This is a genomic window from Yoonia sp. (assembly GCF_046292185.1).
Lineage (GTDB): Bacteria > Pseudomonadota > Alphaproteobacteria > Rhodobacterales > Rhodobacteraceae > Yoonia.
Genome location: NZ_JBKBQY010000136.1, coordinates 1 through 5,843, shown reverse-complemented (window position 1 = coordinate 5,843; position 5,843 = coordinate 1). Strand labels below are relative to the sequence as shown.

Annotated in this window: 5 protein-coding genes; 4 read left to right on the top strand and 1 reads right to left on the bottom strand. The window is 59.7% G+C overall.

Annotation, left to right across the window (positions count from 1 at the left end; all coding sequences use genetic code 11):
• Positions 1-93 precede the first annotated feature (93 nt).
• Positions 94-1,446, bottom strand: a complete 1,353-nt coding sequence (locus tag ACK4TM_RS16690; RefSeq protein WP_409703463.1) for an NAD(P)-dependent oxidoreductase — start codon at positions 1,444-1,446, stop codon at positions 94-96.
• A 306-nt stretch (positions 1,447-1,752) separates the two neighbouring features.
• Between ACK4TM_RS16690 and ACK4TM_RS16685 the strand changes: the two genes are divergently transcribed.
• From ACK4TM_RS16685 to ACK4TM_RS16670, 4 genes are all read left to right on the top strand, one after another.
• Positions 1,753-2,502, top strand: coding sequence for a class II aldolase and adducin N-terminal domain-containing protein (locus ACK4TM_RS16685; RefSeq protein WP_409703460.1), 750 nt, complete (start codon positions 1,753-1,755; stop codon positions 2,500-2,502).
• Between the two features lie 231 nt (positions 2,503-2,733).
• The gene (gene acs, locus ACK4TM_RS16680; RefSeq protein ID WP_409703457.1) at positions 2,734-4,698 is read left to right on the top strand and encodes an acetate--CoA ligase; all 1,965 of its coding nucleotides are present in this window, start codon (positions 2,734-2,736) and stop codon (positions 4,696-4,698) included.
• Positions 4,699-4,712: 14 nt separating this feature from the next.
• Positions 4,713-5,381, top strand: a complete 669-nt coding sequence (locus ACK4TM_RS16675; RefSeq protein WP_409703455.1) for an adenylate kinase — start codon at positions 4,713-4,715, stop codon at positions 5,379-5,381.
• Between the two features lie 70 nt (positions 5,382-5,451).
• On the top strand, positions 5,452-5,712 hold the full coding sequence (locus ACK4TM_RS16670; protein WP_409703452.1) for a DUF4212 domain-containing protein: 261 nt from the start codon (positions 5,452-5,454) through the stop codon (positions 5,710-5,712).
• Positions 5,713-5,843: the final 131 nt, after the last annotated feature.

The window sequence follows — 5,843 nt, the reverse complement described above, 5'->3', positions numbered from 1 at the left end:
TTGTATTCCTTGTCAGTCGGCGGGGCGGAGGCCAGCCAGAACGGGTTAGGGGATGTGATGCCCAGAAAATTCGTCGTCAGATTAGCCATGGCTCTATCCTTTGTTTCCCGCCGCAGTCCCGGGGGTCAGTGCCGCATGCATATCCATCGCCGCATCGCGCCCTTCGGCTACGGCGGTCACCGTCAGATCGTCGCCACCGCTGGCGCAATCGCCGCCGGCCCAGACACCCGCGCGGCTGGTGCGACCCGCGCCTGTCACGGCGATCTTGCGGCCTTCCAATGTCAGACCTGCATCGGTTTCCAGCGTCTGACCGATAGCCTTGAACAACTGGTCCACAGGCAGCCGGATGGTTTCGCCGGTGCCTTGCAGACCCGCGCCGGTATCGGCGGTATATTCCAGCTCCACTTCGCGCACCGCCCCGTTGCCGTGGATCGCGACAGGCTGGACGTTGAACAACAGCCGCACGCCGTGCGAGGCGGCGAGGTCCTGTTCATAGCGGCTGGCGCTCATCGCGTCGCGGTTCCGGCGATAGGCGATGGTGACGTTCTGCGCGCCGAGCAGTTTCGACTGCACCGCCGCATCCACCGCCGTCATACCGCCGCCGATCACCACGACGTCACGGCCCACGGGCAGGGCGGTCAGATCGCTCGCCTGCCGAAGATCGGCGATAAAATCGACCGCGTCGCGCACGCCGTCCTTGTCCTCGCCCGCCGTGTGCAGCGCGTTCACACCGCCAAGGCCGACGCCGAGGAAGACCGCGTCAAAATCTTCGGCCAGCCTGTCCAGCGAAAGGTCGATGCCCAGCCGCTTGCCGGTCTGCAGCGTGATGCCACCGATGCCCATCAACCAATCGACCTCGCGTGCTGCAAAATCATCGGTGGATTTATAAGCAGCGATACCGAATTCATTCAGCCCGCCGGGTTTCGGCTGGGCGTCAAAGATCGTCACATCATGCCCCTGCATCGCCAGACGATGCGCGCAGGCGAGACCGGCAGGCCCGGCACCGACGACCGCGACGGACTTGCCGGTCGCCGGTGCCCGGTCATAGGGGTGGCTTTGCTTCGCCATCAGCGTATCGGTGGCGTAGCGTTGCAAACGCCCGATCTCGACCGGTTTGCCTTCGGCGGCTTCACGCACGCAGGCCTGTTCGCAAAGATCTTCGGTCGGGCAGACGCGGGCGCACATGCCGCCGAGAATGTTCTGATCAAAAATCGTCCTCGCCGCCGCTTCGGCCGTGCCGGTGCTGATCTGGCGGATGAACAGCGGGATATCGATGGATGTCGGGCAGGCGGTGACACAGGGCGCATCATGGCAGAAATAACACCGGTCCGCCGCGACGCGCGCTGCGTGCCGGTCAAGCGGTGCGTGCAGATCGGAAAAGTTCCGGGCGAGCGTTTCAGCAGGCAATCGCGCCGCCGTTATGCCGGGGGTCATCGGGGTGGACATGGCTGGTTCCTGTCTGGCTTGTCCGCTTCAGCCTGCCACAGTTTTATTTTTTATCAAATGGTAAATTTTTTGCAGTTTGTGAACGCACTTCTTCCCCCTTCTGGCCGCGGTCCACAGCGAAATTTACGCTGACCATGCAAGGGCTTGGCCAAATCCGGACGGGATCGGATGACTCGACCATCCAAGCTTCTTCCCGGAAAGGCGCACCTGGCTTGACGGTTTCGCCTAGGAATTGCCCGTTCGGCGGCGGGTTTGAATGTCCTCTGGATTTCCCTACCATGGCCGCAAACCCCTCAAGGAGCCGCCATGAACCAGCACATCCACAACATGACCCATTGGGCCGAACGCGTTGATATGGCCGCCGCCTTTCGGTGGACCGCGCGACTGAACCTGCATGAAGGGGTCGCCAATCACTTCAGCCTTGCGATCAATGACAATGGCACCCGGTTTCTGATGAACCCCAACCAGATGCATTTCAGCCGGATCAAGGCCAGCGATCTGATCGAGGTGGACGCCAACGACCCCACCACGCTGGAAGGGCCGAATGCACCCGACCCGACCGCCTGGGGGCTGCATGGCGGCATTCATCGGCTGGTGCCGCATGCCCGCCGCGCGATGCATGTGCATTCGATCTTTGCCACCGTCTTGGCAACGCTGCAGGACAGCCGCCTGCCGCCGATTGACCAGAATTGCTGCACCTTTTTCAACCGCTATGTGATTGATGACGGTTATGGCGGGCTTGCTTTCGAGGATGAAGGCGCGCGTTGCGCATCCCTGTTCACCGACCCCAAGCAAAAGGTCATGATTATGGGTAACCATGGCGTGCTGATCATCGGTGCCACGATCGCGGAAACATTCAACCGGCTGTATTATTTCGAACGCGCGGCAGAGACTTACATCCGCGCCTTGCAAACCGGCCTGCCCCTGCGCGTGCTGCCTGATGATATCGCCGAAAAGACCGCGCAGGAACTGGAAGCCTATCCCGAACAGGACACCCGCCATCTGACAGAGCTGAAGGCGATCCTGGATGAAGAAGGATCAAGCTACGCAGCTTAGGCCAGAACGTGTAAGGTGCTTCCAAATATGGATATTTTCTAGAATTGGGGTAAAGATTTACACTTCGCCCCAATTCATTGTAAATTTATTAACATCATAATCGAACAAAATCCGTATCTTATTTGAAACTTCCAGCAATGTGCTATTTTCCTCGCCGAGGAGATGGCGCAGCGGTCATGCAAATGATCCGCGCCAGCGGCTGTAAAGGCCGGGGAAAGAATTGGAGGATTCATGACAAATACAACGAATACTGACGCCCGTTTTGCGCCTTCTGCAGACTTTGTCGCAAAGGCCCATGTCACGGCAGAGCAGTATCAGGCGATGTATGACGCATCCATTGCAGACCCGGAAAAGTTCTGGGCCGAACATGGCAAGAGAATCGACTGGATCAAACCTTTCACCAACGTCAAAAGTACCAGCTTTGCGCCGGGCAATATCGATATCAAATGGTTCGAGGACGGCACACTGAACGTCAGCGCCAATTGCATCGACCGGCATCTGGAAACCCGCGGCGATCAGACCGCGATCATCTGGGAACCGGATGATCCCAAGGATGCCGCGCAGCACATCACCTACAAGGAATTGCACCGCCGCACCTGCCGGATGGCCAATATCCTCGAAACCCTCGGCGTGCGCCGTGGCGACCGTGTGGTGATTTATCTACCGATGATCCCCGAAGCCGCCTATGCGATGCTGGCCTGCGCGCGGATCGGCGCGGTCCATTCCATCGTTTTCGCAGGCTTTTCGCCCGATGCTTTGGGCGCGCGGATCAATGGCTGCGACGCGAAGGTGGTGATCACCGCCGATCACGCGCCGCGTGGTGGCAAATCCACCCCGCTGAAATCCAACACCGACGCCGCCCTGTTGCATTGCAAGGACAGCGTCAAATGTCTGGTCGTACGCCGCACCGGCGGACAGACGACATGGACCGAAGACCGCGATTACGACTATAACGAAATGGCGATGGAGGCGGATGATTACGCCACCCCCGTCGAAGTGAACGCCGAAGACCCGTTGTTCATCCTTTACACATCCGGGTCCACCGGCCAGCCCAAGGGTGTGGTGCATACATCGGGCGGCTACCTCGCCTATGCGGCGATGACGCATCAATATACGTTCGATTACCATGATGGTGATATCTTCTGGTGTACCGCCGATGTTGGTTGGGTCACCGGCCACAGCTATATCGTCTATGGTCCGCTGGCCAATGGCGCGACCACGATCATGTTTGAAGGGGTGCCGACCTACCCCGATGCGGGTCGGTTCTGGGCGGTATGTCAAAAGCATAAGGTCAACCAGTTCTACACCGCCCCCACCGCGCTGCGCGCGCTGATGGCGCATGGCAATGATCCGGTGGAAAAATACGACCTGTCCAGCATCAAGGTCCTTGGCACCGTCGGCGAACCGATCAACCCCGAAGCGTGGAACTGGTACAATGATGTCGTCGGCAAGGGCAAATGCCCCATCGTCGATACCTGGTGGCAGACCGAAACCGGTGGTCATCTGCTGACACCCCTGCCCGGCGCGATTGCCACCAAGCCCGGATCGGCCACCCTGCCTTTCTTTGGCGTGCAGCCGGTGATCCTTGACCCGCAAACGGGCGAGGAAATCACCGCCACCGCGGCCGAAGGTGTGCTGTGCATCAAGGACAGCTGGCCAGGCCAGATGCGCACTGTCTATGGCGACCATGAACGGTTCGAGAAAACCTATTTTTCTGACTACAAAAATTACTATTTCACCGGCGACGGCTGCCGGCGGGATGCAGACGGCTATTACTGGATCACCGGGCGCGTGGATGACGTGATCAACGTCTCTGGCCACCGGATGGGCACGGCAGAGATCGAAAGCGCCCTTGTCGCCCATGCCGATGTGGCCGAGGCGGCGGTAGTCGGTTTTCCCCATAACATCAAGGGACAAGGCATCTACGCCTATGTCACGCTGATGAACGGGATCGAGCCATCAGAGGATCTGCGTAAGGATTTGGTCAAATGGGTCCGGACCGAAATCGGCCCGATTGCCAGCCCCGATCTGATCCAATGGGCGCCCGGTCTGCCGAAAACACGGTCAGGCAAGATCATGCGCCGCATCCTGCGCAAGATCGCCGAGAACGACCATGCGAGCCTTGGCGATACATCGACACTGGCCGATCCTTCCGTCGTCGATAACCTGATCGAAAACCGGATGAACAAGCCGTGACCGGGGCCGCGACGATGACCCGCCCCGCCGTATTGATCCTGCTTGGCCCGCCGGGGGCGGGCAAGGGCACGCAGGCGCGGATGTTGCAAGATCGGTTCGGTCTGGTGCAATTGTCCACCGGCGATCTGTTGCGCGCCGCTGTGGCCGCAGGCACCCCGGCCGGGCGCGAGGCCAAGGCTGTGATGACAGCAGGCGGGCTGGTCAGCGACGACATCGTGCTGGCGATCCTCAAGGACCGGCTGGGCGAACCCGATACTGCGCAAGGCGTGATCCTTGATGGGTTCCCGCGTACCACGGTGCAAGCCGAGGCACTGGACAAATTGCTTGCGCAGACTGGTCAACGGATCAATGCTGCCGTGTCGCTGGATGTCGATGATGCGGAAATGGTGAACCGGATCGCCGGGCGCTATACCTGTGGCGGCTGCGGCGAAGGCTATCACGACAGGTTCAAGACACCTGCGGTGGCGGGTGTATGTGACAAATGCGGCAGCACAACCATGGTGCGGCGCGCCGATGATAAGGCCGAAACGGTCGGGCAGCGGCTGGCAGCCTATCACGCACAGACCGTACCGTTAATCCAGTATTACGAAAAACAAGGTAACCTGCAACGGATCGACGCCATGGGCGAGATCGCGCAGGTCGCCAAAGAGCTGAACGCGATCGTCAAACAATCCGTCGCGTAACAGGGAGGGGAAAAGTCGCAGGGCTTGGCCCCTGCGGCTTTCAATCGACAACAAGGGAGGACGCCTGAAAATGGCAGAGGAACCACAAGACAACAATGCCTATTGGGCCGCGAATGTGCGGATCATTCTTATCAGCCTTGCGATCTGGGCCTTAGTCTCTTTCGGCTTTGGCATCATCCTGCGGCCCGCGCTCAGCGGGATTTCCGTTGGCGGTGCCGATCTGGGATTCTGGTTCGCACAGCAAGGCTCGATCCTAGTGTTCTTGGTGCTGATCTTTTTCTACGCCTGGCGCATGAACAAGCTCGACGCCGAACACGGCGTCGAAGAATAAGCATAAGGGACAGGGAAACCAATGGATCAGTATACACTCAACCTGCTGGTGGTCGGCGCGTCCTTTGCGCTTTACATCGGCATCGCGGTCTGGGCCCGGGCGGGCACGACGGCGGAATTCTATGCAGCCGG